This is a genomic window from Rhizobium laguerreae (assembly GCF_002008165.1).
Taxonomy (GTDB): domain Bacteria; phylum Pseudomonadota; class Alphaproteobacteria; order Rhizobiales; family Rhizobiaceae; genus Rhizobium; species Rhizobium laguerreae.
The window spans coordinates 155,718-182,170 of record NZ_MRDM01000029.1; the positions used below are offsets into that span (position 1 = coordinate 155,718).

General features: G+C 62.3%; 22 protein-coding genes. 18 read left to right on the forward strand and 4 right to left on the reverse strand.

Annotation, left to right across the window (positions count from 1 at the left end; genetic code table 11):
• The first annotated feature begins 86 nt into the window (after window positions 1-86).
• The 4 genes from BS630_RS37485 to BS630_RS28070 all read left to right on the forward strand — a co-directional run bounded on the left by BS630_RS37485 (window position 87) and on the right by BS630_RS28070 (window position 2,579).
• On the forward strand, window positions 87-230 hold the full coding sequence (locus BS630_RS37485; protein WP_003548235.1) for a hypothetical protein: 144 nt from the start codon (window positions 87-89) through the stop codon (window positions 228-230).
• 13 nt (window positions 231-243) lie between these two features.
• Window positions 244-1,506, forward strand: coding sequence for a YcaO-like family protein (locus tag BS630_RS28060; protein ID WP_077980001.1), 1,263 nt, complete (start codon window positions 244-246; stop codon window positions 1,504-1,506).
• Window positions 1,503-2,246 (forward strand): TfuA-like protein, encoded by a 744-nt coding sequence (locus BS630_RS28065; protein WP_077980002.1) that lies wholly within the window; start codon window positions 1,503-1,505, stop codon window positions 2,244-2,246. Before BS630_RS28060 ends, BS630_RS28065 begins: the two co-directional genes overlap by 4 nt.
• Before the next feature lie 66 nt (window positions 2,247-2,312).
• Window positions 2,313-2,579 (forward strand): hypothetical protein, encoded by a 267-nt coding sequence (locus BS630_RS28070; protein ID WP_003548229.1) that lies wholly within the window; start codon window positions 2,313-2,315, stop codon window positions 2,577-2,579.
• A gap of 100 nt (window positions 2,580-2,679) precedes the next feature.
• Here the strand turns inward: BS630_RS28070 and BS630_RS28075 are convergent, their stop codons facing one another.
• The 3 genes from BS630_RS28075 to BS630_RS28085 all read right to left on the reverse strand — a co-directional run bounded on the left by BS630_RS28075 (window position 2,680) and on the right by BS630_RS28085 (window position 4,981).
• Entirely contained in the window at window positions 2,680-3,084 is a 405-nt protein-coding gene (locus BS630_RS28075) for a helix-turn-helix domain-containing protein (protein ID WP_077980003.1), read from the reverse strand.
• Between the two features lie 202 nt (window positions 3,085-3,286).
• Window positions 3,287-4,123, reverse strand: a complete 837-nt coding sequence (locus BS630_RS28080) for an amidohydrolase family protein (RefSeq protein ID WP_077980004.1) — start codon at window positions 4,121-4,123, stop codon at window positions 3,287-3,289.
• A 72-nt stretch (window positions 4,124-4,195) separates the two neighbouring features.
• A complete protein-coding gene (locus BS630_RS28085) occupies window positions 4,196-4,981 on the reverse strand; it encodes an IclR family transcriptional regulator (protein ID WP_077980005.1) in 786 nt (261 codons plus the stop codon).
• Window positions 4,982-5,404: 423 nt separating this feature from the next.
• Between BS630_RS28085 and BS630_RS28090 the strand changes: the two genes are divergently transcribed.
• The 5 genes from BS630_RS28090 to BS630_RS28120 all read left to right on the forward strand — a co-directional run bounded on the left by BS630_RS28090 (window position 5,405) and on the right by BS630_RS28120 (window position 12,274).
• Complete coding sequence (locus BS630_RS28090; RefSeq protein ID WP_077980006.1) at window positions 5,405-6,139, forward strand: SDR family oxidoreductase; 735 nt, start codon at window positions 5,405-5,407, stop codon at window positions 6,137-6,139.
• A 96-nt stretch (window positions 6,140-6,235) separates the two neighbouring features.
• Window positions 6,236-7,513, forward strand: coding sequence for an L-fuconate dehydratase (locus BS630_RS28095; protein ID WP_077980007.1), 1,278 nt, complete (start codon window positions 6,236-6,238; stop codon window positions 7,511-7,513).
• Window positions 7,514-7,736: 223 nt separating this feature from the next.
• Complete coding sequence (locus BS630_RS28100) at window positions 7,737-10,316, forward strand: caspase family protein (RefSeq protein ID WP_077980008.1); 2,580 nt, start codon at window positions 7,737-7,739, stop codon at window positions 10,314-10,316.
• A 24-nt stretch (window positions 10,317-10,340) separates the two neighbouring features.
• Complete coding sequence (locus BS630_RS37700) at window positions 10,341-10,994, forward strand: tail fiber domain-containing protein (protein ID WP_170268859.1); 654 nt, start codon at window positions 10,341-10,343, stop codon at window positions 10,992-10,994.
• A gap of 17 nt (window positions 10,995-11,011) precedes the next feature.
• Window positions 11,012-12,274, forward strand: coding sequence for a methyltransferase family protein (locus tag BS630_RS28120; protein ID WP_077980010.1), 1,263 nt, complete (start codon window positions 11,012-11,014; stop codon window positions 12,272-12,274).
• Window positions 12,275-12,331: 57 nt separating this feature from the next.
• On the opposite strand, the gene BS630_RS28125 is transcribed toward BS630_RS28120, so the two are convergent.
• Window positions 12,332-13,942, reverse strand: coding sequence for an NHL repeat-containing protein (locus BS630_RS28125; RefSeq protein ID WP_077980011.1), 1,611 nt, complete (start codon window positions 13,940-13,942; stop codon window positions 12,332-12,334).
• Window positions 13,943-14,202: 260 nt separating this feature from the next.
• Here BS630_RS28125 and BS630_RS28130 point away from each other — a divergent pair, with 260 nt between their 5' ends.
• The 9 genes from BS630_RS28130 (at window position 14,203) to BS630_RS28170 (ending at window position 26,300) form a co-directional block, all read left to right on the forward strand.
• Window positions 14,203-14,793, forward strand: coding sequence for a hypothetical protein (locus BS630_RS28130; protein ID WP_077980012.1), 591 nt, complete (start codon window positions 14,203-14,205; stop codon window positions 14,791-14,793).
• Between the two features lie 128 nt (window positions 14,794-14,921).
• Window positions 14,922-15,299 (forward strand): hypothetical protein, encoded by a 378-nt coding sequence (locus tag BS630_RS28135; RefSeq protein WP_077980265.1) that lies wholly within the window; start codon window positions 14,922-14,924, stop codon window positions 15,297-15,299.
• 209 nt (window positions 15,300-15,508) lie between these two features.
• Window positions 15,509-17,461: a DUF4384 domain-containing protein gene (locus BS630_RS28140; protein WP_077980013.1), complete on the forward strand. Its 1,953-nt coding sequence runs from the start codon at window positions 15,509-15,511 to the stop codon at window positions 17,459-17,461.
• A 22-nt stretch (window positions 17,462-17,483) separates the two neighbouring features.
• Window positions 17,484-19,097 carry a caspase family protein gene (locus tag BS630_RS28145; RefSeq protein ID WP_077980014.1) on the forward strand — a complete coding sequence of 538 codons (1,614 nt, stop codon included), beginning with the start codon at window positions 17,484-17,486 and terminating at the stop codon, window positions 19,095-19,097.
• On the forward strand, window positions 19,094-21,625 hold the full coding sequence (locus tag BS630_RS28150) for a trypsin-like serine protease (protein WP_077980015.1): 2,532 nt from the start codon (window positions 19,094-19,096) through the stop codon (window positions 21,623-21,625). The genes BS630_RS28145 and BS630_RS28150 overlap by 4 nt, the downstream gene beginning before the upstream one ends.
• Window positions 21,626-21,638: 13 nt before the next feature.
• A complete protein-coding gene (locus tag BS630_RS28155; RefSeq protein WP_077980016.1) occupies window positions 21,639-22,811 on the forward strand; it encodes a serpin family protein in 1,173 nt (390 codons plus the stop codon).
• Window positions 22,812-22,853: 42 nt separating this feature from the next.
• Window positions 22,854-25,259 carry a protein kinase domain-containing protein gene (locus BS630_RS28160; protein WP_077980266.1) on the forward strand — a complete coding sequence of 802 codons (2,406 nt, stop codon included), beginning with the start codon at window positions 22,854-22,856 and terminating at the stop codon, window positions 25,257-25,259.
• A gap of 169 nt (window positions 25,260-25,428) precedes the next feature.
• The gene (locus tag BS630_RS28165; RefSeq protein ID WP_011655309.1) at window positions 25,429-25,740 is read left to right on the forward strand and encodes a DUF982 domain-containing protein; all 312 of its coding nucleotides are present in this window, start codon (window positions 25,429-25,431) and stop codon (window positions 25,738-25,740) included.
• A gap of 188 nt (window positions 25,741-25,928) precedes the next feature.
• Window positions 25,929-26,300 (forward strand): VOC family protein, encoded by a 372-nt coding sequence (locus BS630_RS28170; RefSeq protein WP_020052832.1) that lies wholly within the window; start codon window positions 25,929-25,931, stop codon window positions 26,298-26,300.
• Window positions 26,301-26,453: the final 153 nt, after the last annotated feature.

The following is a 26,453-nucleotide window of genomic DNA, read 5'->3' on the forward strand; positions in this document are numbered from 1 at the left end:
GCCTGTAACGCTTAAGTGACGCAGGCAATGTTCCTCTCCGATGGTTAACGGCGGCCTCCCGCTGCCTTCCCTATCGGAGATGGAAAATGAAAACCAATGTTGAAACCAATGCCGCAATTCTTTCCCAGCCGCGTTTCTCGGCTGCAGCCAAGGCCGCGATGAAGCAGGACGAGCTCAACATCGCTCCAAACGGTCTCGAGAACCTCACACATGCACTGAAGTTCCGCTAAGGAACAGATCGGCATGTCCGCTTTCACCGACCTTGAAACGCTTGCCGGTGACCTTAAACGATCATCGGCCGGCGTCAGCGACTACCATGACCGCGCCGTCACGCCGGCTCAGACATTGGCGGCCATCAGGCCGCATCTGCGCGAATTCGGCATTACGCGCGTCGGTCTGCTGACCGCACTCGACGTTCTGAACATCCCCGTCGCCTTCGCAACGAGGCCGAACAGCCATACGCTGTCGGTCTTTCAGGGCAAAGGTATCGACAACGATGCCGCCATGGCCTCGGCGGCGATGGAGGCGGTCGAGACGCGGATCGCCGAAATTGCCCCCGCCGACCTGACGCTGGCGACGGTCGAGAGCATGCGGGCGGAGCGTGCCGCGATGATCGATCTCGACAATGTCGCACGCTGCGCGCCCGACGAAATCGGCAGCAGTCCTATTCCGTGGTGCTCCGGGCTCGACATTCTTTCCGGCAGCAGCGTCTTCGTGCCCTGGTGGCTCATCGGTCTCGACCATCGCGGCGAGAGGCCGCCGGGCTTCGAGCAGTCGAGCGATGGGCTTGCCTCCGGCAACACGCCGTCCGAAGCGGTCCTGCATGGGCTTTGCGAGCTGGTGGAGCGCGACGCCTGGGCCTTGACCCAGCTGAAATCGCCCGAGCGCCTGAAGGAGAGCCGCATCGACCCCGCCTCCTTCGGCGATGCGGTCATCGACGTCATGACCGACCGGATCACCCGCGCCGGCATGAAATTGCTGCTGCTCGACATGACGACGGATATCGGCGTCCCCGCTTTTCTGGCCGTCATCATGCCAGGCAATCTTTCCGACCGTGTCGACGCGCGCTGGTCACATGTCTGCGGTGGCTGCGGCTGCCACCCCGATCACGTGCGCGCCGCGCTGCGTGCCATCACCGAAGCGGCGCAGAGCCGGCTGACCGCGATTGCCGGCAGCCGCGACGATTTCTCGCCGCGTATCTATCAGCGGCTCGACAAGAGTGCGGCGATGCAACAGGTGGTCGAACTCTGCGAGGACAGCGCCCGGATGCGCTCGTTCCAGGCCCGCGATCGCCGCCCGGCGACGATCCAGGACACCATTGGCCATATTGCCGACCGGCTGGCGGCGACCGGCATCGAGCAGATCGTCGTCGTGCCGTTTCCGCACCCGGCCCTGCCGGTGTCCGTCGTCCGGGTGATCGTGCCGGGGCTGGAGGTCGATATTTCAGGCCAATATATCCAGCTCGGCCTGCGCGCGGTCAATACTATGAGAGGAGCCGAATCATGAAGGTGCTGTTCGTCGGCCCGAGCCTTGGCAGCGATCTTGCCGCGGCAAGAGCCATGTCCCCCCGCATCGATTTCCGGCCGCCGGCCGCTGCCGGCGACATCCTGAAAGCCGTTCAGGACGGCGCCACCGCGATCGGCCTGGTCGACGGCTATTTCGGCGACCTGCCTTCGGTCTGGCACAAGGAAATACTTTACGCACTCGAACATGATGTCGCCGTTGCCGGCGGCGCCAGCATGGGGGCGCTACGGGCAGCCGAATGCGCGCCCTTCGGCATGGTCGGGCTCGGCTCGATCTTCGAAGATTATGAGTCCGGGCGGCTACTCGACGACGAGGCCGTCGCGCTGGTGCATGCGCCGCAGGAGCTCGGCTGGCTACCGCTTTCCGTACCCTGGGTCGATTTCGAACCGACGATCGAGGCGCTTTACGCCAAAGGCGAAATCTCGCTCAGCGAGCGCAAGAAGCTGCTGCTTGCCGGCCGCTTCCTGCATTTCTCCGAGCGCACCTATGCCAAGGTGGCCGACGAGTGCCATTTCCGCAAGCCGCGCCGCGACCACATCCTCGCCGCCATCCGGGGGAACCGTGTCGAGCGCAAGCGCGGCGACGCGTTACTGGTGCTGGAATGGCTGCGGCGGGACAAATTCCGCCCGGTCAACCGTGACTGGCGCTTTGCCGCGACCTCGCACTGGGAACTCCTGCACGCCGAAGTCACGCGCAATGCGGTTCCTGTAACGCTTGAATAACGGTCGCGGCGGAAGATGAAGTCATGATGGAATCGTAGGGTTCCACGACCAAAGAGGGCGGGAACAATGTTTGAACAACACCACGAAGGTACCGGCAGCGAATACGCAAGGATCTTCCGGCTGCTGTCGGCAGCCAAGGAGGAGGCTGAAAAGCTTCAGCTGCGCAATCTGATGCACCTGACGAACATGGCGCTGCTGCAGGTCGTCATCGATTGGGACGGCATAGATCCCGACAGGGAGCTTGACGTCAATCTCGAAAAGCTGGTTGGCAGCAAAGCCAAGATCGCAATGAAGGATGCCAGCGAGAATCTAATCCTGATCGATCGCCATTGATCTCGATCGATTGCTATTGATCCCGATCGATCGCCATTGATCCGATCGATCCTGGTTGACCCTCACGCGGTCCGTTGGGATCACGTGAAAGACAACCGGTCTATTCGGCCGCTTCACTATCCAACTGTTCGGTATTGGCAATCGCCTGGACGAGCTTCAGGATCTTCTTACGAAGCGCCTCGTTCTTGATCGAAAAGAACGCCGCATTGAGAAGGACGCCTTCGCGCGAAATAACGAATTCCTCGCTGGGAGCGGGGTTGTCGTTGGCATTATCAGGGGTCGACAGGTCGTCGAAAAACGTCCTGACATCGACCTTCAGCGCGCCGGCGATTTCGACCAGCATGCTGGCGGAAACGCGGTTGGAGCCCTTTTCGTATTTCTGGATCTGCTGGAACGTTACGCCCACACGATCGCCCAGTTCCGTTTGAGAAACTTTCCTCAACAGACGCTGGATGCGGATCGTCTTTCCGACGTGAACATCGACGGAATGCGGTTCTTCTTTCATCTCATTTCCCTTCTGAAGGCAGCGGACAAGGGGTTATTCGCCATATCCGTGTCAACAACTTTTAGCCGAGATAAATAAGGCTAGCAATTGCTTGCATGTAGATAGAGTTAAACTCGAAAATCGGGCCCTTTTTGTCCCGAAATGGTACAAAAAACATGCCGAAACGGCACATCCAAGAGACCGGTCGCTTTATTTTGTGACATCAGAGCGCCCAGAGGCGCTGTGCATTGGCGAAAAGCAGCTTCGAGCGCTCTGTCTCGCTTACGCCGGAAAGCATGGAGTGGGTCGCCGCAACCCAGGTGGAGAGGCCGCCGCCGAGCGTACAGACCGGCCAGTCGCTGCCCCAGACGACGCGGTCCCAGCCGAAACTTGCGGTCACATGTTCGATATAGGGCTGCAGCGTTTGCGCCGTCCAGGTCTTCGCATCGGCATAGGCGACGACGCCGGAGACCTTGCAGACGACGTTCGGCCGCCGGGCAATCTCTGATATGCCGGCCTTCCACGGCTCAAAGGCATCCGAGCGGATATCCGGCACGCCACAATGGTCGAGCACGAACTGCACGTCGGGCGCAAGATCGGCAAGGGCGGTCACACGGCTCGCCTGATGCGGCAAGGTACAAAGGTCGAAGGTCAGGCCGCTGCCGCTGATGCGCCTGATGTTTTCGCGGAACAGGGCGCCTTCGGAGACATCATCGGGCACGACATGCAGCACGCGGCGGAACCCCTTGACGAAAGGATCGGCCTTTTGCCGCTCGAGATAGGCGGCGAAACCTTCCTCTTCCGGCCGGCAGGAGACGATGGCGCCGGCAATCAGACTGCCTTCCTTTTCGGCGAGGCTGGCGACGTGATCGGTCTCTGCCTGTATCTCGGCAGGATCGACGTCGACCTCCATATGCAGCACCGTGGTGATGCCGCAGCGACGGGCCTCCCTCGCATAGGCCTCGTAGAGGAAATCATGATCGAGATCAGGCACGCCCGAGAGCCAGGGATAGGGCAGCGCCGACCGATCGATGATATGCAGATGGGTGTCGATGAACACGCTCTTCCTCCCAGAATGGTGCCTTGAAACTATCCCTGGTGAATGGATTGTTCAAATAGAAATTCCCAGCCGTCAGGCGGGGGTGACGACATCGGCGCCGGCAAGCAGTGAGAGTTGGGCCGCCGCCTTCTGCACCAGCGTGATCGCCTGGGTGATATCGGGAGCCGACGGCGCATTGACCAGCGCGATGAAGGGGCAGGTGAGGGCGGCGATGCAGCGGCGGTCCGGTCCGAGAACGGGAGCGGAGAGATTGTAGACGCCTGAAGTCTGGGCGCTGGCCATCATCTCGTAGCCGCGCTCGCGGATCTGGTCGAGCCGATCGTAGAATTCGGGCCCGAGTTCGACATCCGCGCGGCTGCGCACATGTTCGGAGATCATCATCTCCCGCTCCTCCTTGCTGCGGAAGGCCAGCAGCACATGCCCCGATCCGGTGTCGAAGAGGCTGATATGGGCGCCGATGCGGATCGAAAATCCCCAATAGTCCGGCGCCTCCTGCTGGGCAATGACAACGGCAGAACCCCGATCGAAGACGGCGAGATGATTGGCCTGGCGCGTGCGCTGGGCAAGATCGCGCATCAGCGGTGTGGCGTAGGAGGCGAGCCGGCGCACCGGCGCGTGCAACTGCGCGAGGCCGAAGAGCTTCAGCGTCAGCGAGTATCGGTCGCCATCCAGCCGGGTGACGTAACCGCGGCGCACCAGCCGGTCGAGCATGCGGTAGAATTCGTTGGGGCTGCGGTCGAGCCGCTTGGCGATATCAGCCTGGGTGAGGCCGCTGTCGACGCCCGCGAGCAGCTCCAGGATATCGAGGCCTTTGTCGAGAGCAGGAGCGCGATAGCGGTCGGACTCGTCGGTCTCCATTCCTTCCTCCTGTAATATCAATCTGCATATACGCAGAACCGCAGCCGGAAAAGAAAAACTTCGTGCTTGACCCATGGTCCATCGTCTGTTTGTCTATAAATAGACAAATCATTGTTGAAGAGCGGTCCGGAATGGGGAGGAAGACCATGCAACGCATGGGGATGGTCATCGGCCCTGCAGCCGACGAATTCGGCGTTCGCGTGCAGCGACCGACAGGATCCGGCGCTGGTCTGCCTTTGCAACAGTGGCAACTCCTCCATTTAATAGAGAGCAGCGCGCATCTTGCCAGTACCCGGTCGAAACGCGCAAAGAGGGTGAATGGCGGACGATGATGGACGAGGCGTTCCACCACGACCGAGCTTCGCCAAGACATGAACCGCACTCCATCGTCCAGCGTAGACAATTCCAGAAAAGGCCCGTGACATGACAAACAGACTTTCCGGCAAGACCGTTCTCATTACCGCCGCCGGTCAGGGCATCGGCCGGGCGACGGCGGCAGCCTTTGCCGCAATCGGCGCCAAGGTCCACGCGACCGACATCAACACCGAGGCCTTAGCGACGCTTGCCGCGGAAACCGGCGTCTCCACCCATAAACTGAACGTGCTCGAAGAGGATGCGGTCAAGGCTCTGGTCGCTGAGATCGGAGCCGTCGACGTGCTGTTCAACTGCGCCGGTTTCGTCCATGCCGGCTCGATCCTCGAGATGAAGGATTCCGAACTCGAATTCGCCTTCGACCTCAACGTCAAGGCGATGATCCGCACCATCCGCGCCGTGCTGCCCGGCATGATCGAGCGCAAGGACGGGGCGATCATCAACATGGCCTCCGTCGCCTCCAGCATCAAAGGCGTGCCGAACCGCTTCGCCTACGGCGTCACCAAGGCGGCGGTGATCGGGCTCACCAAAGCCGTTGCCGCCGATTATGTCGGTCAAGGCATCCGCTGCAACGCGATCTGCCCCGGCACGGTGGAAAGCCCGTCGCTGCAGGACCGCATGCGGGCGCAGGGCGACTACGACGCGGCGCGCGCCGCCTTCATCGCCCGCCAGCCGATGGGCCGGCTGGGCTCGCCGGAAGAGATCGCCGATCTCGCCGTCTATCTCGCCGGCGCGACCTACACGTCGGGCCAGGCGATCGCCATCGACGGCGGCTGGACGATCTGATTTCAGCGATGCGGCAGGCGCGGCAGTCTTGCCGGCCGGCCCGGCCACTGCAATCGGCTCTCTATAATCGGCCCATATAATCGGGAGAAAAACACCATGACCCGCATCACCGACCTTCGTGTCTTCGATCTTCGCTTTCCCACCTCGCAAAGCCTGGATGGATCCGATGCGATGAATCCCGATCCGGACTATTCGGCGGCCTATGTCATTCTCGATACGGATGCGCCTGATCTTGCCGGCCACGGCCTGACCTTCACCATCGGCCGCGGCAACGATATTTGCTGCATGGCGATCGAAGCGATGCGCCACCTCGTCGTCGGCGCCGAGCTTGCCGAGGTTCTCGCTCATCCCGGCAAATTCTGGCGGCATCTGACCAGCGATAGCCAGCTGCGCTGGATCGGCCCGGAAAAGGGCGCCATTCATCTGGCGACCGGCGCGGTCGTCAATGCCGTCTGGGATCTGCTTGCCAAGCAGGCCGGTAAGCCCGTCTGGCGGCTCGTCGCCGAGATGTCGCCGGAAGAGATCGCCGACATCGTCGATTACCGCTATCTCACCGACGTTCTCACCCGTGACGAAGCGGTCGAGATCCTGAAGCGCGCCGAGGCGGGCAAGGCGGAACGCATCGCCATCCTCGAAAAAGAGGGCTATGCCTGCTACACGACCTCGGCCGGCTGGCTCGGCTACGGCGACGAAAAGCTGCGCCGCCTTTGCCAGGAGGCGATCGATGCCGGCTTCAACCATGTCAAGATGAAGGTCGGCCGCGACCTGGAAGACGATATTCGCCGCCTCAGGATCGCCCGCGAGGTCATCGGCCCCGACCGCTACCTGATGATCGATGCCAACCAGGTCTGGGACGTCGGCCAGGCGATCGACTGGGTCAAGGCGCTCTCCTTCGCCAAACCCTTCTTCATCGAGGAACCCACAAGCCCCGACGATGTCGCCGGCCACCGAAAGATCCGCCAGGCGATCGGCCCGGTAAAGGTCGCGACCGGCGAGATGTGCCAGAACCGCATCATGTTCAAGCAGTTCATCGCCGAGGGCGCGATCGACATCGTGCAGATCGACTCCTGCCGCATGGGCGGGCTGAACGAGGTCCTCTCAGTGCTGCTGATCGCCGCCAAGTTCGACCTGCCGGTCTGGCCGCATGCGGGCGGCGTCGGCCTTTGCGAATATGTGCAGCATCTGTCGATGATCGATTACGTTGCGGTGTCGGGCACCAAAGAAGGCCGCGTCATCGAATATGTCGATCATCTGCACGAACACTTCCTCGACCCCTGCCGGATCGAGAACGCCGCCTACATGCCGCCCACCCTGTCGGGCTTCTCCATCGAGATGAAACCGGCCTCGATCAGCAACTATACGTTTCGCGGCTGAGGAAACTTCGCCGGCCGCATGTTGAATTCCTGATCTCGACAGTCTTTCCTGCCATCGATGGGCTTCCAATCTAGCGGAACTGCTCCAATTCACTTGGAGGCGGCGCAGCTTGCTTTTTAGAGCGCCGAGGAATAGTTTTGAAATGTGAATGCGGAGGGGGCCCAGCACCAGCAGGCCAGCAAATTTTATTGAACCTAGACAATAGAATGTTTGCGATCGAGCCATGCCCAAGCTTTACCACGTCAAGAGACTGTGCGCTTATCTGCTGATCATCGCAGCAATGCTGCTATCGATCGGCACGGTACATGCCGCCATCACCGAGGAGAGCGGACGCCGCGTCGCCCTCGTCATCGGCAACTCGGTCTACAAGACGCTGCCCTCGCTTCCCAATCCTGCCAATGATGTCGAAGAGGTCGCGACCACGTTGCGCGCGGCCGGTTTCGACGTGACGATCGGCGTCAATGTCGACCGCATCGGCCTCGAAGATACGGTGCGCCGCTTCCTGCGTTCGACCAGCAATGCCGAGGCGGGCCTCATCTACTATTCGGGCCACGGTATCCAGGTGGGCGGCCAGAATTTCATTGTGCCGGTCGATGCGACGCTGGAGACGCCCTATGACGTAGAGACGCAGACCATGCCGCTCGACCTCATCCTCAATCATCTCAAGCAGAACTCGCGGGTACAGCTGATCTTCCTCGACGCCTGCCGCAACAATCCCTTCAATGCCCAGAAATTCTGGATGGCAGAAAAACTGGAACCGGTCGGTGCCACCCGCGGGCTTGCACGCATCGACAGCGATCTCGGCAGCCTGATCGCCTTTTCCACAGAACCCGGCCAGGTGGCGCTCGATGGCACCGGCGCGCTCAGCCCCTATTCCGAATCCTTCATCAAGCGGGCGAGCGAACCCAACAAGGAGATCCGGCAGGTCCTGACCGATGTGCGCCGCGACGTGATCGCCATGACCAACGGCAAGCAGGTCCCCTGGGAAAACTCCTCGCTGATGGACAGCTTCTATTTCATTCCGGCGCCGCCGCCGCCGAGCGTCGAACCGATGCAGCAGGTGAGCGTGCCGGAGGGTGCGGCCACGACCAAATTGCCGATCGCCCCGCCGCATGACGAGACCGGCTCGGCGCTGCTCGTCACCCTCAACCAGCTTCCGAAGACCGGCAAGCTCAGCTTCGACGGCAAGCCGGTCGAGCAGGGCGCGAAAATGCCAGCCGCGGCACTGACGGCGCTGACCTATGATTCATCAGGTGTTGCCGCCGGAACCGTCGGCCTGATCGGCTATACCGTCAGCGACCCTTACGGTCAGGCGACGCAAGGCGTCGTCGCGATCACCGTCTCGGCCGATGCCGGCGCCAAGCTCGCCCAGCTCGAACAGGAAAAGCAGGTGCGGCTGGCCGATGCCGACACCTATCTGAAGACCCTGCCGCGCGACGTGGACACGACGATCGGCGTCGGCCCTGTTGAAGCCAGCCTCCCGATCGTGCCGGCATCGGCTGCGGAAATGACCTTCAAGGTTGCGGCTCTGCCTGACAAGGGCACGCTACGCGCTGGAGACCGGGTGATCGGGCTCGGTCACGTGCTCGAAGCAGCCGATATTCCCGCACTTTCCTATGAGCCTCAGATCGGCACCGAAAACCAGCCTTTCGCCCTGACGCTGCAGGCCGCCAATGACGACTTGCCGCCAGCGACCATCACTTTCAAGCCGGTGCTCGACGCCTGCGACACATCAGCCGCAGCACCCCTCGACCTGCAGGGCGTGACAGCAGGCAAGCTGCCGAACGAGATCGACCCGGATGTTGCACTTCCCGCCTGCGCCGACGCGGTGAAGGCCTATCCGGAGGTCGCGCGCTTCCTCTATCAACTCGGCCGCGCCCAACTCGCCAACCGTGATACGAAGACAGCTTTCGCGACGATCAACAAGGCGATGGATGCCGGGCATGTCCGGGCGATCTATGAACTGTCGAGCTTTTACGAGTTCGGCGCCTCCGTCCCGCGCGACGCAGCCAAGGCAAGCCAGATCGCCAAGGATGGTGCGGCCAAGGGCGATCCCTTTGCCCTGCATAGCTTCGGCAAGGCCCTCTACTACGGCCGCGGCACCAAGGCCGATCAGCAGCTGGGGTTGCGCCTGATGCTGCAGGCCGCCGATCTCGGCCATACCTATGCGATGAACGAGCTCGGCTATATCTTCCTGAACGGCGTCAACGTACCGGCCGACCCCGAGCGCGGTATCCGCTTCTACGAAGCCGGCGTCCAGCGCGACGACATCTATTCGCTGAACAATCTTGCGCTCGTCTACCGTTTCGGAAAAGGCGCTCCGGAGGACCTCCCCAAAGCGCTCGACCTTTTCACGCGGGCGGCAGAGGGCGGTCAGCCCTATGCCCCGACAAACCTCGGGCGCATGTACCGCGACGGTATCGGCGTTGCCGCTGACAAGGCGGAAGCAGTGAAGTGGCTGGAGATGGGCGCGGAACGCGGCGACTATTGGGGTGCACTCGACCGCGCCATTCTGGCGAAGGAAGAGGGTGCGGACGCCGACAGCCTTGCGATCGCGGCGCGTTACTTCGCGCTGGCGACCGCCATCAACATGCCGGGCAACGGCGATCCGAAGAACCAGGCGCTGGCGGAACTCAAGAGGATGCCTGGCGCCGCGAAGAAACAAGCGGAGACCTCCTTTGCCGCCGAGCTGACCGCTCAGGAAAAAAAGGCAATTCCGAAGACCAAGTCGCTCGATGACAGGCTCGTCAAGCTCGCCAAAGCGACCTGGGTAAAACGAAATCCGAGGTACGATCTCTTCTGAAACGGCGGTCCGGGGGCGCCCTACATGAACAGCAAGCTAATCATCCGTGTCCTATTGTGCTCGACATTCATCGCAGGCTCAGGCGCAATCCTGCAGAGCTGCATCTTCGATCCTGGCGCCAGGACGCTGTTTGCCAGCGAAGAGCCGGTGGCCAGGAGCGCCACGCCGACCAGGAGAACCACGTCCACCGTCAGAAGAGTGCCCACAACGAGCACTCAACCGGCTTTCGCACGCTCTGAGAACAGTGGCAATTCCGGCGGCGGTGGCTCTGGCGGCGGCATGGGTGGCGGCTCTGGCTCCAGCGGTTCTTCCGGTTCGAGCAGTTCGTCGAGCTCGTCCAGTTCAAGCTCTACCGGCGGCTCGTGGTCCGATCGCCGCCTGAAGACCAATATTCGTCGGCTCGGCACCTCGGCCGAGGGCATACCAGTCTATGCCTTCCGCTACATTTGGGGCGGCCCGCTATTCGTCGGCACGATGGCGCAGGATCTATTGGCGATCAGGCCTGAGGCAGTCATCGAAACCGCATCGGGTTACTACATGGTCGATTACGACAAGCTCGATATAGCGATGATCTCACTGCCGGAGGATGCGTCTCCACTTAAGGCTGAAGCCGCGATGGCGCTTGCGACGCGGGCGGCACGGATACGCTCGCCGGGCTCCGTCCAGCCGGCAATGTAATCGAGAAAGCCGAGCGCGTGCCGATATCGCAGGATAGGGATACCGTGCCCGGGAGCCCTCTCGTCAGCCAGGCTGCGACCCTTGCCGGAGTTCTGATCGGCATCGCGCTCTCGACCTATCTGCAGCTTGAGCCCGGCAAGGCAATGGCGCTTGCCGTGTTCTGCCTTCTCATGGCGTGGATCGCCGTCGACGGTACATTCGCTGCTCGTTCGACCTGGGTATCGCGAAAGAGACGAAACGAGGCTCCCACCATCTTCTGGCGTCGCATCGGAACGAAGCTTGTGGGCCTCGCCGCGCTGCTTGGCGTGGTCGTCATCGCTTGTTCGATCTTTCCGTTTTTCACGCAGTCGTCGGCGGTCCGATGGATCATCGAGGCTGGGCACACCACTATTCCCCTTTCCATCGCACTTGCCGGCGTCACCATTCTCTACGTCGCGGTCACCGATCTGGTCGCGGACGAGCCCGACGATTATCTCAACCAGGTCGGGCGCGCGGTGTTGATGCAGGATTTTCGCGAGGAGGACGTGCTGTTCGCATTGCGCCTGCTTGCGATCAAGTGCTTCTTTCTCGTCCTGATGTTCTCGGGCGGCATGACAGCTCTTTCCAATCTTGCCGAGAAGCCGGCCTGGACGTTTCCGCCGTTCTCGGCGGCTTGGTTCGAAGGCCTGCTACAGCTTGCCTTTCTTGTCGACATCGTGCTTGCCGCCGGCGGCTATGTCGCGACTTTCAAGCTTTTCGGATGGCATGTCAGGGCAACGGAGACGACGGCACTCGGCTGGCTCGTCTGCCTCATCTGTTATGAGCCGTTCTTCCCTGCCATCTCGCATGCCTTCGTGCCCTATGGCGAGGGGCCGGGCTGGGAGTCCGTGATCCAGGAAGGCTCGGCCGTCTTTATCTTCTGGAGCGTCGCGACGCTGTTCTGCACCGTCATCTATGTCTGGGCGACCGTCGCTTTCGGGCCGCGATTTTCAAATCTCACGCATCGCGGCATCATCACATCGGGGCCCTATCGCTTCATGAAGCATCCGGCCTATGTCTCGAAGAACATCGCCTGGTGGCTGGTTGCGATCCCAGGCTTCCTCGCCAGCGGCGTTGCGGAAGGGCTTGCCCGGGCCGGCATGCTGGCGATCGTCAGTCTTATCTACGTCATGCGCGCGCGAGCCGAGCAACGCATGCTGAGCCGGGATCCCGCCTATCGGGACTATGTCGAGCGCGTCGCGGCGCATGGGCTTCTGGCGATGGCGAAGCGCCGGCTGACGCCCACGGCGCCGCGCGTCTGAAAGACCCCCGAAGGACGCTGTAACAATTTAATTGCTGGCGGCGTAAGCTCCGACCGTTCAGCCGTCGAGCCCCTTGAAGCGCACCGGCTGGTAGCCGCGCATCAACAGGCTGCCGAGCGAATAGGTATTGCGGCAGACGCGGCCCTTGCAGGCGTTCGGCGAGGCCTCCATCACCTCCACCTTCTTGTCGGCCGTGAAGCGCATGAACAACAGCACATGCGAGCCGGGCTTGTTCAGCGCGTCGCCCGGCCGCATCGACCAGGGGTCGGAGAGGCGCTTGGTGATCCCGGGGATGGCGCGCGTCGAAACGTGCATCTTCAAGCCCCAGGCGTCGCTGACGAAACCGGAGCAGTCGACGCCGAGAATGTTGGATTGCGGCGCGCTCTTGGTGCAGACATTGCCGGCGGTCTGGCCCTTTTCCACGGCGCCGATGAAATTTTCCAGCGGTGTCTTGCAGCCCCAGCAGTAGGGAACACCCTTGACCGTCTGGCCGCGCTTGCCGATCAGGTAGATCGGGCGGCGGAGCCGGTTCATGTTGACGCAGCCAGGTCCCGGATCCTTGCCGTAGGCGGTTGGCGTCACCAGCCAATTCAGCGTCTCGAAGCCGATTGCCCGCTCGATGACGTCGTTGCGCGATTTCGGCACGATCGCCACCTTCGGCGTCTTGCCGGGCTTGCCGGCAGCCGGCTGTTTGGCGGGCCGAGCGACGGCCAGCTTGCGGCCGGGCTCGCGGCCGTCGAGCCGCAGCACCTGCGCCCGGCTTTCCAGCGATCTCAAATAGAGCACGTCGCCGCGCGGTCCGATCGCCACGAAGCGCCTCGAAAATACCGTGCCCGGTTCGATCGGCAGGTCGTAGACCCGATCCATCGCCCCGTTCGGCGTAAAGCGCACCACCAGCATGCCGGTGCGCTCAGGCCGGTCGGCGGGCACGAGCTCGACCAGCGCATAGGGTCTGCCTGTCGTGTCGATGTCGAGAAGTTCGACTGTGCCGATCCGCCCTTCCGAGGCGAGCTGCAGCGAAAGGAAATTCTCCTCCGAGCTCGCGCGCCGCAGCAAGATTTCCGCCTTGTCGTTTGCGGCAGCGCGGACCTCGGCAACGATATCGCCGAGCCCGCGGCTCGGCACATATTGAATGACCGGCGGGCGGGCGTCGGGCCTATTGGTGCTGCGGCCGATCTCGTCAATGATGCTGTTCAGCGGCCCCGGCGATACCGAGCCCATCGAGGCGAACACCGAGCGGGTGTAGTCGTCGGCACCACCGCCGCCGTCGACAGCGCGCAGCACCTGCGAGCGGCCGTCGGCATCGGTGGAGCGCTCGAGCGGAACGACGCCGTCCGACCAGAGGTAGAGTTCGTTGTGGACGACGGCGAGATCCTCCGGCGCGGCATTCTCCGGCAGCGGCAGGATCTCGGGCTCGGCCTGCGAACGTTCGGCGTCGACCGCGAGCACGCGTCCGTTGTTCTGGTCGAGGATGTAGATGGTGCCGTCGTCGCCGACGGTGATCGCCGCCGGCCCGGATGCCTCTGCTTCTTCGTTGGAAGAGATGATGCCGACCGAACGCGCGCCGTCGCCGCCGCGAAGCTCGATGATCGTCGTATCTTTGGCGAAAACCGGGAAGGCGACCGCAAGTGCCGCGGCAAACAAAATATGCGACCCAAAACTACGCATTGCCTCGACCCCCAGAACAGGATGATTTTACGCCGGACCGGCCAAAAATCTGAATCCTGTTCCCAATTAAGGTTAGAGCATTATGTCATCCGAAAACCGATCACACTTTTCGGCATGATGCTCTGTTACCATCACGTCTTTCAAAAATGGTAGGCTAGATATGACTTCTCAGCAAGCCGTTGCTTTCCAAACGATTTGGAGATCTGCGCCAGCGATAGTACAAGATCATCGTCTCCAAGATTTGTCGGCAGGAAATGCGTATGCTGGAATGGAACGGTGACGAACTGGCGCTCGACATAAGCTTGCTGGAGCAGGTTCGCGCGGCAAGGATCAACTTCTCAGACCGCGTCTGCGCGGCCTCGGCCAGCAAGGACGACAAGCATCTGGCGCAGCTGCGCTCGGAGCCGACCTATCTGATGGCCGAGTTCCTCTATTCGATGAAGGTTTTCGGCATCAACACCGCCGAGGATATCGAACGCTTCGCCGATCTGCACAATGATTATGTGGTATCGCTCACCCGCGATCCTGCCAAGCTGCAGCGGCTGGGGCTCTCGCAGGATCGGGCGCTCGCCTCGATGTTCACTGCCGACACCAAGCCGCGGCTGATCCAGAACTGGGCTGAAAAAGCCGGCGCGATCGACCAGTCCAATCTCGCCCGTTTTCTTGTCGCGGTGATGTCGAGCGAGACCTGCCGCAAGACGCTGATCGATTTCGAGACGGCCGGCTTCATGCAGCGCAAGCGCTCGCCCTACGGCACCATGGTCGTCTGGTCGACCGGAATGATAGAGGAGATCTTCGGCGAAATGCTGCGCGATCTGCGCCTCGGCCTGCAGCAATTGAAGATCCTCTGACATTAGTTGCCAGTCGATTTCAACCCTCCCAATCGATTGGCACTGAGCGCCGTTGCCTTCCTTCCGGCCTCTCCTTATTGTCGCAACGCTTGTCGCGCAATGGCGCCAATAAGACGGATTTGACGACGATGACGAAATCCCGGCTCACAACCTTGTCGATCGGCCTTCTGCTGGCGCTGCAGATACCTGGGCTCGCGCATTCCGGCCCGACTGAGGACGCGCTTGCGGCGCGAAACCCCTCGCTGGCTGCGCTGCGCCAGCATGATGAAAAGGCCTTTGCTGCGGCGACCGCGATCATCGCCGAACACGAACGCGCCAAGGGGCTGACGCCCGGCGAGACGAAGCTGCCCGATGCGACCTCGCCCGGCCGCGACATGGGCTCGGCCCCCGGCAAGGAATTCACGGTCGACAATCCGGATATTCTCTGGCTCTACAATTCCTCGCCCGAAGGAATGAGCGACCTGATCTCGATTTTGAAATCTGCCGGGCAGAAACCCAAGAACTAACCGTCTCGGTGTAGTTGAACGGACTATAGCAGGCCCCGGATATTGCGGAGCGTGAGTCTTGCTCACGTCTTTGCCTTGGCGGATTCTTCCAGGCTCCAAATAATTTGTAACCCTCCCTCAAGCAAGACAGGCGAAACCATCCCAATTTCGCCAGTCAGTGCTATTCTCATCTTCAACACAGTGTGAGATGTTCGAAGAGGAGGTTTCCAATGCCGAACCGCAAAGCCATCCTGGCAGCAGCCACCTTTCTTTCGTTCTTTTCGGTGGTTCCCGCCGTCGAGGCGCAGAACGAACGCACATTGACCGAAGCGCCGGCGCAGACCGGGCCTGTCAGCATCACCTTCGATCGCGCGGAAGCCAAATACGCCATCGGCGAAGTTGTCGGCCTCTTCATCCAATCGACCGAGAATGCCTATGTCACGGTGCTGAACGTCTCGCCGAACGGCGCGGTCGTGAAGCTTTTCCCGAACAAGTACCAGACCGACGCCCTTGTCGGCGCCGGCAAGCGCGTGCAGGTGCCGGATCCGGCAAGCGGCGCCAAGCTGCAGGTTTCTGGCCCGGTCGGCCAGGAGCAGATCAAAGTCTTCTATTCCTCCAAGCCGCTGACCATCTTTGCCGATCTCGGCGGCAGCGGCGGCGGCATGTTCCGCTCGATCGACGGCGGCATGGATGCCGTTTCCCGCAGCCTTGAAGAAGCCCGCAGCCTCGGCACCAAGATCAGCAGCAAGACGCTGATGCTGACGACGGTCGATAGTCCGGCTGCCATCCCGCCCGTCGCAGCCGCTCCCGCAGCGAAACCGGTCGAGCAGGCTGCAAAGCCGCCCATTGCGCCGAAACCTGCGGCCGCGCCGAAGCCGAAGCCGGTAACGAAACAGGAAGTCGCCAAGAAGCCGGAAACGGTGGTGGAAAAACCAAAGCCGGCTGCTCCGAAAAAGGTTGCGCCGAAGCCTGTCGAGCAGGCAACACAACAGCCGCCGAAGAAATACAAGATCGTCACCAACCTGGCGCCCGGCCAGGAGCTTGCCGCCGACGAACTGGAGTTGATCGGTCCCGCCGACACCACGTCATCCACCAAGCCGACCCAATATAAGCAACCGACGACGCAGTATAAGCAGCCGGCCCAGACGTCCCAGACGAAGATGCCGAAACTGCCGATGCCGCAGATCAAGATGCCGCAATTCAAGCTCCCTGGCGGTTTCAGCATCAAGATGCCGCAGCTAAACCTCGGCCGTTCGGCCGAACCTGCCGAGGCCGGGGAAGAGATTGAGGTAGCAAATGCCGATACGCCTGTTTGCACCGCTCTTCTCGACAAGCTGAACACCGCTGTTGCCGCCAAGGATATCAGCGCTGCCGCAGCTGAAGCCGATGCGATCGCCGTCAGCGCCGATTGCGGCCAGTTCCAGGTCAATGCCCAGCGCCGCGTCGCGGCCCTCAGGCTTTCCGCAGCTCAGGAGATGATGGCCGCCAACCAGCCGGTTGCCGATTACGAGCCGCTGCTTGTCGCCGCCGACAGCCCGCAGGTGCTTTGGCAGGCCTCCGCCACGCTCGGCGAGATCTATTTCTCCTCACGCCGCTTTGCCGATGCCGCCGCCGATTACCAGCAGGCAATCGAGATCATCAAGAACGAGACCCGCACGCCGAAGGCACCGCCCGCCGAGACGATTTCCGATCTCATCCAGCGCGCCGCCCAGGCCCGCATTCTTGCTGCCAACCCGACGAGCGACAATCCGCAAGGCAGCTTCGTGCCGGCCGAGAAGGACCACCGCAGCGGCGTGCTCGGCGGTATTTATTCCGAGAATGTGCGCGGCATCGTGCCGGTCTCCATTCCGGTTCCGATCACTTTCGACTTCAACAAGTCGAGCTTCACCTCGATCGGCACCGAGGCCGCCCAGGAACTGCTGGAGGCGCTGAAGGAGCAGAAGCCCGGCCGGATCATCCTCGTCGGCCATACCGACCGGCGCGGCGGTGACGACTATAATCAGAAGCTGTCCGAACGCCGTGCCCAGGCCGTCGCCGACTTCCTGAAGAGCCACGGACTCGACGCGACAATCGACGCCGAAGGCCGCGGAGCATCCGAACCGGTGGACGTCACCGCGACCGCAAACCTCACCGAAGACGATGTCGATGCGCTGAACCGCCGCGTCGAATGGCGCCGCGAATAGGCCGGGCGAAGGGAATCTGGCCATGACCGTATTCGTTTCCATGGCCGCAGCACTTGCTCTCCTCACCATGGCGGCCACCGACAGCCTGGCAAAGGTGATCGAGGCGCCCGAGCGTGGTGCAGTCAGGGCCGTGCTGATCGGCATCGACCTCTACCGCAATGTTCCGCCGCTGCACGGCGCCGTCGCCGATGCCGACGACCTTTCGCTTTCGCTGCGCTCGGTCGGCGTCGAGGACATGACGCTCCTGAAGAACGGCGCTGCCGACCGCGAGGGTATTTTCCATGCGATCGAGGCCGTGACTGAGAGGGCGGGGCCTGGCGATCTGATCGTGCTCGGCATCGCCGGTCACGGTTCGAGCGAGCCGGAACGCGTCAAGGGCTCGAAACCGAGCGGCCGCGACGAGGTCTATATCCTTGCAGGTTTCGATACCCGGCTGCCGGGATCGCGCGAGCGCATCTTCGGCGACGAATTCAAGACGCTGATCCGCAAGCTCGAGAGCAAGGGCGCCGATGTCATCTTCATCGCCGATACCTGCCATGCCGGCGGCATGACCCGCGACGTCGATCCGCGCGGCGCCGAGATCACCTGGCGTCAGGCGCCTTCCTATACGATAGAGGAAGACGACCTCGCGCCGATTTCGACCACGGCGGATGCGCTGTCCACCGGCTTCGATTTCAAGCGGCTGACTTTTCTCGCCGCCGTCGACGAGAACACCAAGTCGCCCGAGATATCAATTCCCGGCATTCCGCAAAAACGTGGTGCGCTGAGTTACGCCACCGCTCGCGCTTTCGAGGGGGCTGCGGACCGCAACGCCGACGGCGCCGTCAGCCGCCGCGAACTGTTCGAATATGTGCGCCAGGCGGTCTATCAGTTCACCAACCAGCGACAGAACATCTTTACCGAAAGCCCGCCCGGAACCGATCTCGATCGCGCGGTCGTCTATCATTACGGGGCGGGGGCCCAGGCGGCGGCGGAGAAATCAAACACTCCGCTGCCCGCCGAGCCCGCGCCGATCAGCGTTGCCGCCCTCGGCTCCGAGCCGGTGCTGCAGGGAATCGACCCCGCCGTTACGCCGTTCAAGCTGATGGAGGGATATGATGCCGAACTCGTCTTCGATCCCGAAAAACACGAGGCGATTGCCGGCGGCGATGTCGTCGCCTCCGGCGTCGGCGCCGGCGACATGCCTTTCGTCGTCGACCGGATGGCCGCGCTCGATGCGCTGAAGCGGCTCTCCGAGACCAACCCGCAGACCGTGCGCGTGACGCCTTCCGACACCGTCCATCGTGAAGGTGAACGCGTCGGCGTCACGGTTTCGGATATAACAGGCCGCAAGCTCGTGCTCTTCGACGTCACCGGCGATGGAACCGTGCAGTTCCTCTATCCGGGCGACAACGAGGTCGATGCCGAGATGTCTCAGACCTTCGATCTCGACCTTTCCGTCGTCGCACCTTTTGGCACGGACCTGCTCGTCGCCGTCACCTCTGAAACCCCGATGCCCGACCTTATTGAATTCCTGAAGCAGAACGACAGGCGTCGCACCGCCGGCAATATCGCCAAACGCCTCGGCGAATTCCTGCCCGAGGGCGCGCGCCTCGGATTCACGGTCCTCTATACCTCCGCCGGAGCCAAGCTATGAGCACGTCGATCAGCAGGATCCTCAACGTTACGGCCGTCATGCTGCTGCTCGCCTCTCCGGCTCTTGCGCAGCAGGATACCGATTTCGCCGGTGAAGATGGCGGGCGTGTCATCGGCGGCCAGACGGCAAAGAAGGGCGAATGGCCCTGGCAGGTGAAGATCCTGGCGCCCGACCCCGAACAGCGCGGCCGCTTCGGCGGCCATTGCGGCGGCTCGCTGATTTCGCCGCGCTGGATATTGACGGCCGCCCATTGCGTCACCAGCGGCCGCTCCGGCAAGCAGGATCTCTTCGCCCGCGACCTGCTGATCGTCGAGGGCAAATCGAAGATTGACAAGGTGATCGCGGTCGACGGCCCCGACAAGCCGGGTCTTGCCGTGGAAGAGGTGATCATTCACGAGGATTTCGACCGCAAGGTCTTCGCCAACGACATCGCCCTCATCAAGTTGAGCGAGCCCGCCAAATCGAAGCCGGCGATCCTTGCCTCGGCCTCGGATGATGAGGTGGAGGCCGCGGGCCACCCGGCCGTCGTCACCGGCTGGGGCTACACCAAGGCCGATCACGGCTGGGACGACAAATATCTGCCGACAGAGCTGCAGGAAGTGGAACTGCCGATCGTCCCGCGCGAGGATTGCCGCGCCGCCTACCGCGACAGCTCGATGCGCATGAACCCGATCGACGAGCGCAACGTCTGCGCCGGCTACGCCAAGGGCGGCAAGGATGCCTGCCAGGGCGATAGCGGCGGGCCGCTGGTCGCCCAGCGTCCGGACAAGCGCTGGATCCAGCTCGGCATTGTCAGCTGGGGCGCCGGCTGCGCCGAGGCCGAACATTACGGCGTCTATACCCGTGTGGCCGCCTTCCGCGACTGGATCGCCGCAAAGACCGACGGCGACGTGCCAAATGTTGAAGGGCCAGCTGCCGACGATCAGGTCGCCTCCACCACGGCCGGTGGCGGGACGAAGCAGAGGAAGTCCGGACAGGAAGAGGCCAATCTCGTCATCACCACCCCGCCCGCCGGCGATACCGCGCCGGCTGCTACGACCGAAACGCCTGCTGCCGACACGCCCGCCGACGATACCTCGCCGGCTGACCAGCCCGTCGCCGATGAACCCGCCGTTCAGCCGCCCGTCGTCCAGACGCCGGTGATCGAAAGTTCGCCCGGCGACCGCGCGCTGTTGATCGGCATCGACGACTACGAGATGCGCGAGGCGAAGCTGGCCGGGTCCGCCACCGATGTGAAAGCGATGCAGGTTTTTCTCGCCAAGACGCTCGCCTACCGCCCGGAGCAGATCCACACGCTGACCAACCGCAAGGCGACCCGCGAGGCGATCCTTGCCGAAATCGACGACTGGCTGGTGCGCCAGTCGACACCCGGAAGCCGCGTCTTCCTCTATTTCAGCGGCCAGGGCTCGGAGGAAATGGGTGCGGAGGCTACGACCAGCCCGACGCTGGTTGCAGCCGATGCCAAGCTGGTGCGCGAGGGAGGCAAGATGACCGTCACCAACCAGATCCGCGAAACCGAGATCGCCGCACGGCTGAACAGCCTCAAGGACCGCCGCGTCACGCTGCTGATCGATGCCTGCCACGTTGGACCCGGCAGCCGCAGCGCGGTGGCCGCACCCTCCGGCACCGTGCGTTGCCTCGGCCCGGCGCTGGCAGCGCTCGAACCGCCGAACAAATCTGGCAAGGAAGCGAAATTCTCCTTCGGTGGGGAGAACGCCATGGTCTGGTCAGCCGTCAACGCAGGACAGTGGGCGCTCGTCGATAATGAGGCAAAGCCGGCGCTCGGCGTCTTCACCCGCCGCTTCATCGAAGGCGTACAGGATGGCGTGGCGCGCGCGGCCGACAAGCCGAATGTCAGCAATGCCGCGCTTCTCGATTATGTCCGGCGCAAATCGGACGAATATTGCCGGACGCATGCCGAGGATTGCCGCTTCACCCCGGTGCCGCAATTTTATGGCCAGCCGGATGCGCTCGGCCGGGATGTCATCACCGGCGAGGAAGCCAAGACGCCGCTCGCCGCCGTCGAAAACACGCTGAAGAGCGACAACGAAGCGGGCGTCGCCGTCGACGTGCTGCCCGGCACCGCGGTCAGCATCGGCGACAAGGTGGCGATGCGTGTCTCCACCAAGAAGTCCGGTTACCTGATCCTGGTCGATATCGACGCCTCCGGCAAGCTGACGCAGCTTTACCCGAACAAGCGTTCCATGGGCCTGAAACCATCAGCCAAAAGCGGCGACAACCGGCTCGATCCGGCCCGGCCGGTCGTCGTGCCCGATGCGCGCAATCCCTATACCGGCTTCGAATATGTGGTGGAGGGGCCGGCCGGCGTCGGCATGGTCGTTGCCATCCTCAGCGACAAGCCGATCGAAGTGCTCGACCTGCCCGATGTGCCGACGCCGCTCGTCGGCCAGCGCGCCGCCTTCAACTATGTCTACGATCTCGCCCGAAGCCTCAGGATCGTCGGCGACGACGAGACCGGCGCCCAAGGCAAATGGTCGTTCGATTCCAAATTCTATCGCATCCGCTGAACAGGAGCGAACCATGCCGAAATCCACTCTGCTGGCGGCTCTTGCCGCTTCCCTGATGGCGCTTGCTCCGGCTCATGCCGGCGACAGCAAGGCGATGCTTACAGCGCAAGCGGGGCTTGCCGCCGAACTGATCGACCGGACGCTGGCAAAGGAGGGTGCCGCCAATATCATGGTGTCGCCGGCAAGCCTTGCCGCGGCACTCGGCCTTGCCGCCCTCGGCGCCTCCGACCAAGGCAAGGTCTCGATTGCCAAGGGCCTCGGCTTCGGCGGTGAGGTGAAGGGACCGGAGACGGCGCTTGACGCAATGACCCCCGAGAAGCCGGCAGCGGCGGATGCGCCGTTGACGACGGCGGTCGCGATCGTCTTCGACGACAAGCTGGTGCTTGTTCCCGATGCGCTCTCCATGCTAGCCGGCCACCGGATCAAGCCCTCGATCGAGGATCTCGACGGGCCGAAATCGGTCGAGCACATCAACGGCTGGGTCAAACAAGCGACGCGGGGCGCCATTCCTGTGATCCTGGACTCACCGCCGGGCGGCGGCTTCGTCAGCCTCGGCGCACTCTCCTTCAAGGCGCGCTGGAAGACGTCCTTCGATAGGGAAAGCCCGGCAAGCCCCTTTCAGCGGCCGGACGGGTCGACGATTTCGGTACCGATGATGCATCTTGCCGGCGATGGCCAAAAATTCCGCTTCGACGAGAAATTCACCGCCGTCGACCTTGCCTATGCCGGCGGGAGCTACAGCATGGTCGTCGTGGCGGCGCGCTCCGGCAAGGGGGTGGGCGGCGCGGACCTGAAGGCGCTCGCTTCCTGGCTGCAAGGGGAAAAATTCGAAGCCGCCAAGGGCGAAATCTTCCTGCCCCGCTTTTCCCTGAACGACGGGCGTGATTTGATGCCGATACTCAATGCGATGGGAGTGACGCCCGAGAAGGCCAAGGATGCGGGTTTCCCGGGTTTCACCAAGGAAAACATCAGCCTGGCGCGCGTCCTTCAGAAGACGATGATCAAGGTTGACGAAAACGGCACGCAGGCGGCAGCAGCCACGGCTGTTATCACGGAACGCAGTATCGATCCGAAGCTTATTCGTGTCGTGGCCGATGCCCGTTTTGCCTTCGCGCTTCGCGATACAAGAACCGGCCTGCTGCTGGCCGCGGGCCTGATCGGCGATCCATTACTGGCAGGCGAATAGTATTCGGTTTCATGAATGTAATGAATGCAGGGGGACAAGTGCATGAGAAGTGATCTGATCGCCCGCTACACGATCGGCGAGCCGGTCTATGAGAACGAGTTCATCGTCTATCCGGCCCAAGACAAGCGGATGGACCATGCGGTCTTCATCGTCGCGCCCGATATGGCGCTGAAACTGGACAAGGCTCGTTTCGAGCGGGTCTGGACCTCCATCAACGAGGCCAAATCGCTGACGGCGCGCCGCTTCGTGGAAATCGAGGACCTCATTCCGCCGTCGCCGGAAGACGACAATTTCTATATTGTTGAGAAGCGGCCGTCGAAAACGCTGCACCAATATCTCGACGAAACGGAGATGGTGGCCTACGAGCGCGCCGTCGAGATCGGCCGCCACATCCTTGAGGGGCTGGCGACGCTGCACGGCGCCGGTTATGCCCACAATGCGCTGACGGACCAGTGCATCTATGTCTCCGAGGATTATTCCGGCCTGTCGGTGCGGATCGGCAACCTGCACCTGATCTCGAAGATCGGCGAGCACATCATCCCGCCCTATGTGCCGGAATTCGGCGCGCCGGAGATCTATGCCAGCGGTACTTTTTCCGCCTCCGCCGCGCTCGACATCTACGCCATGGGCATGATCGCCTACAAGCTGTTCCTGCCGCGGCAGACCTACGCCAGCGTCTTCGACAGCGTCATGGTCTGGGAAGACGAGCACCAGCGCGAGCAGAGCTGGAAGAACATCCATCTCGATCCTTCCAATATCTTTCCCCGCCTCGACGTGCTGATTCCGGGCTTTCCCGAAGGTCTTGCAAGCCTGGTGGAAAGGATGCTGAGCCGCGACCCCTCCGCGCGACCGCGCACGGGCGCCGATGCGCTCGGCGAATTTGCGCGCGTGACGACAGGCATCCAGCCGATGTCGTGGGATCCGCGCGGCAGCATGCAGCAGCAGCCGGACGCCCCGAAACCGAAAAAGTGGACGCTTGCCAAGCTGTCCATGATCGGTGCGCTGCTCTTGATTTGCATCGGCGTCGGCGTCGTCACCATCCCGAAGCTGCTGGCCCCAGATCCGAAGCTCGTCGCCGACGTCGGCACCTGGAAGAAGGAGGCCGAAAGCCGCAAACAGAAGGCGATTGCCGCCAAGGCGCCGGAGCGCCCGGCTAATGACCAGGCAAAGCTATCCTACGACACCGGCGCATCGGCCCTGACATCGGCCGATGCTCTGCTCAAGGACGAAGATTACGAAAAGGCACTTCCGGGATTCCAGACGGCGGCCATCAATCTCGGCAATGCGCTGATCGGCATCTCGAAGGAGAATGCCGAGAAAGCGAGGGCTGCCGCTTCGGCCGCAGGCGGCGACAAGGCGCCGGATTTTGCCGAGGCCGACGTCAAGATGAAGTCTGCTGCCGATGCCGCCACCGCAAAGCAGATGCATGCTGCGGTCGGCGCCTACGACGAGTCGAAAACGACGTTTGACGATCTCGCCAAGGCGCTCACCGCGCTGGCGGCGGCCGAAAAGGACGCGGCGGCAAAGCGCGAAACCGTCAATCGCATCGGCGCCGGCGATAGCCCCGACGTTGCCAAGGCGAGCGGGCTGATGACCGAGGCCAAGGCCGAGGCCGAACAATGGCAGATGCCGGCCGCGACGTCAGGTTATGGCGACGCCGCCAAACTGTTCGACGCCGTCATCGCCGACGTCATGGCGGCGAAGGACGAGGCGACGGCGCTGAAGCAGAAAGTCACCGATCTCCACGCCTCGATCGCCACCCGCGCCGGTGTTGCCGATCCGACGCTTGCGGCACTCGCCCCGAAGATCGGCGAGGCCGACGGCCGCTACACCGCGGAGGCCTATAAGCTCGCGATCGCAGCCTACCAGCCGATCCTTGCCGATCTCGAGGCGCTATCGGCACGCGGCTTCTGCCCGGTTTCGCAGACGGTTGCCTTCGAGACCGTCCCAGCGGGAAGCTATTCGCTGGAGAATGTCCGGCTGATGACCTCGTCGATGAAGGAGCTCGGCGGCATGCTTGGCGTCGCCAATGGCGCCGTGAAGGTCGACAAATCCTTCTGCATGCAGTCGAAGGCCGTCACCCGGGCGGAGATGGCGGAATATTACAGCGCCAATTCCGATCCAGCCGCAGCCCAGGCCTATGCCGACAATCCGCAGCAGCCGGCCGACGACGTGCCTCTTGCCGAGGCGCAGAACTATACGGCTTGGCTGTCGAAGCAGCTGAACGCGCCCGTTCACCTGCCGTCGGCGACGGAATGGATGGCGAGCGCGGCGAAGATCCCGCCGGAAAAACTGCCCGACAACGGCGATATCATCCTGCAATGGAGCGCCACCCCCTGCGAAGCCGGCGGCAATGTCGCCTTCATGGCGCAGGAGGGCTCGACCTTCGTGGTCTGCTCCGACGCGTCGGCCGGCGGTATCTTCCGGGTTACTGCAGAATTGCGGTGAGCGCGGCGAAAAATGGGGCCGAATAGGGCAGTTTGCGCGCCGTTTCTGCTTCATTCGGCAGCTCGCGCTCAAGCCGCATCATTCGACAAATTTCAATTCCAAATTACAAAATACGCGCGTATATTGAACGTGGGGACTGCGGTATCCGTGCCTTGAGGGGTCGAGGACAATGTGCTGGAATACATCATCAGCATTCACGCCGGTTGGGTTTGCCTTGCGAGGTCCGGCATCTCGCAAGATCGTATGGACGTTGGGCGACGCCGCCCGTCTCCTGATCAACGACTGGCCGTGCGATGACGGCGAGGAATACGTGGCTGCCGTGAAAGCCTGCGTCGACGCATTGAGCGGGAAGATTGCTCCGGAACAATTCCGGGAAGCGCTTCTGCGCGCGGCCGATGAGGCGGGCATCGCTGCTCTGTCGCTCGTCAGGCAGGGAGTTGGAGAGCGACGGCCGGACCTGCCATCAAGCGCGCAAAGATAGTTCGGATTTCGAGGGCTAACCGCCTTTCGCCGTCACGTTTGCTCCAGTTGCAAACATCGTGGCGTCGCAAACTTTTTCTATTTCTCCGGCGATTTGATCACGAAGCACCTCTCCAAATGAAGCCCGCCAGCGTCAGGCTCGTCTGCCCCTTCTGGCAAGCATTCATTCTGAGCAAAAGGAGGCACCAGTTGCAACTGAGTCTGGAGCTATTTGCCGAAGCGCCTGAGACATCGATTGATTTCTATCGGAGGGTTCTCGGCTTTGCGAGCCAGGGCTCGTCGAGCACCGAATACACGATGTTGAAAAACGGTGACGCAATGATCGCGATCAATTCGCGCAGCGTCCTTTCGACCGATCATCCGCTAAGGATCGATACCGGCCAGAGTGCTGGCCTCGGCGTCGAGATCGTCTTGAAGGTCGCTGACGTCGAGGGTGCCTATCGCACAGCGAAAAAGAGCGGCTGGCCGGTCTCCGATCTTGCTGTACAGCCTTGGGGGTTGCGTGACTTTCGTCTTGTCGATCCTGACGGCTATTATGTCAGAGTGACCAGTTTGCCATGAGCAATAATGGACTGGTCCACGTCATTGGACATTTTGCTACGGAACGAACGCCATCCAATAGATTATCCGCCAGCCCCTAAGACCTGCGCAAAGTCCGACAATAGCGCCGACAGGCACGAACATGAGCACGCCTAGTATCCCAGCGAGTTGATA